This is a genomic window from Paenibacillus sp. 01L418 (genome assembly GCF_056400045.1).
In genome coordinates this window covers 1-1,285 of sequence record NZ_JBFTSN010000756.1, presented here as the reverse complement: position 1 = coordinate 1,285, position 1,285 = coordinate 1, and the positions used below count along the sequence as shown (strand labels likewise).

The window sequence follows — 1,285 nt, the reverse complement described above, 5'->3', positions numbered from 1 at the left end:
TCGCAGCACAGCGGCTAGTCCGAAAATAAGATGAAGGTAAAGAAACGGTAATTATCCATTTGGGAGATCATGATCCTAGTGGAATTGACATGACCCGCGATATCGAAGCGCGATTAAATATATTTGAATCCTTTCCATTAGTGCGACGAGTAGCTTTAAATATGGATCAAATTGAACAATATCTACCGCCTCCCAACCCAACTAAGCTTACAGACACGCGAGCTACGAGCTATATATCGGAGTTTGGTTATGAATGCTGGGAATTGGATGCGCTTGATCCACAGGTTATGGAACAAATCAAAGAGACGAATGTATCTGAGTTTTTGGATATTAAGCGTTTTAATGCAGCAGCTGCTCATGCGAAAGAAGCAAAAGCGACACTACGGAAGGTAGCGGATCATTGGGATGATATTAAAAAACGTTACGCTTAATAATGTACACAAGAGCCGAAACGCCTGGCTTTAACAGGCGTCGCGAGGAGATTGGTTACCTCGCCTGAAGATGGCAACCAACAACGGAGGGAGTGACAAATCTTGATTTGCATACATTGCGATAGACTATGCCATCCAATAGACGAGGGACTTTATTACTGCGATTATTGTAGCCAACAATTTGAACAAACCTTATTACCTTTAGATGACCTATATGTTGTCCCTGTTAAGCGAAAGGAGAGAACGACGATCATGCGGAGAAAAATATCAGTAACCGAACAAAATATCGCATCTATTCCTTTATCCTGGCTTACTGTACGTTATGGCCAACTTAAAAAACAATTGAGGACTACGCTCACACCTGAGCTGGTTCAAGAAAGTTCACTCATTGCGACGTATATGGCAGACTCGGGTAACGGCTTTGACGATTTCTATGCGGGAGCAGAGCAGGTGGAGCTAAACATACCACAGACTAAAAAAGAAGAATATGTTCCTCTCGTGGAGGAGCTGCTTGAACAGTATTTTTTAAATACAAAGCGCAAACGCAAATTAGAGCTCGATTTAGAAACTATGCAATCTCAACTAGCTTTGCCAGCCATGACCGCTTCCTACAGTGGCATGAGCGGTGGCGGTGGCCCTGCAAGTCCTATCGAGGCGGAGTACATTCGAAAAGAACAGCGGATGACAAGCAAGGCACAGGAAATTGCAGATCTAGACATTGAAATAGAAGAGATGGACCGAGCATTATCCCGTTTATCATCGGAGCAAAGTGAATTAATAGAAAAACGCTATTTAGTTCGGTACAAACCATATGATTATGAGTTGCTGGAACAAATGCGTTATAACCGTCAAAA

General features: G+C 42.7%; 2 protein-coding genes. Both read left to right on the top strand.

The annotated features are described in order from the left end of the window. Positions 1–161: 161 nt before the first annotated feature. A complete protein-coding gene (locus AC1DSE_RS35385; RefSeq protein WP_477512454.1) occupies positions 162–431 on the top strand; it encodes a hypothetical protein in 270 nt (89 codons plus the stop codon). A gap of 252 nt (positions 432–683) precedes the next feature. Beyond that, positions 684–1,285 (top strand): hypothetical protein (locus AC1DSE_RS35380; RefSeq protein ID WP_477529133.1); only part of this gene is annotated, 602 nt, incomplete at its 3' end.

Excerpts from the sequence above, each read along its gene's own strand:
- AC1DSE_RS35385 (WP_477512454.1), top strand. The coding sequence starts at position 162 with ATGGATCAAATTGAACAATATCTACCGCCTCCCAACCCAACTAAGCTT.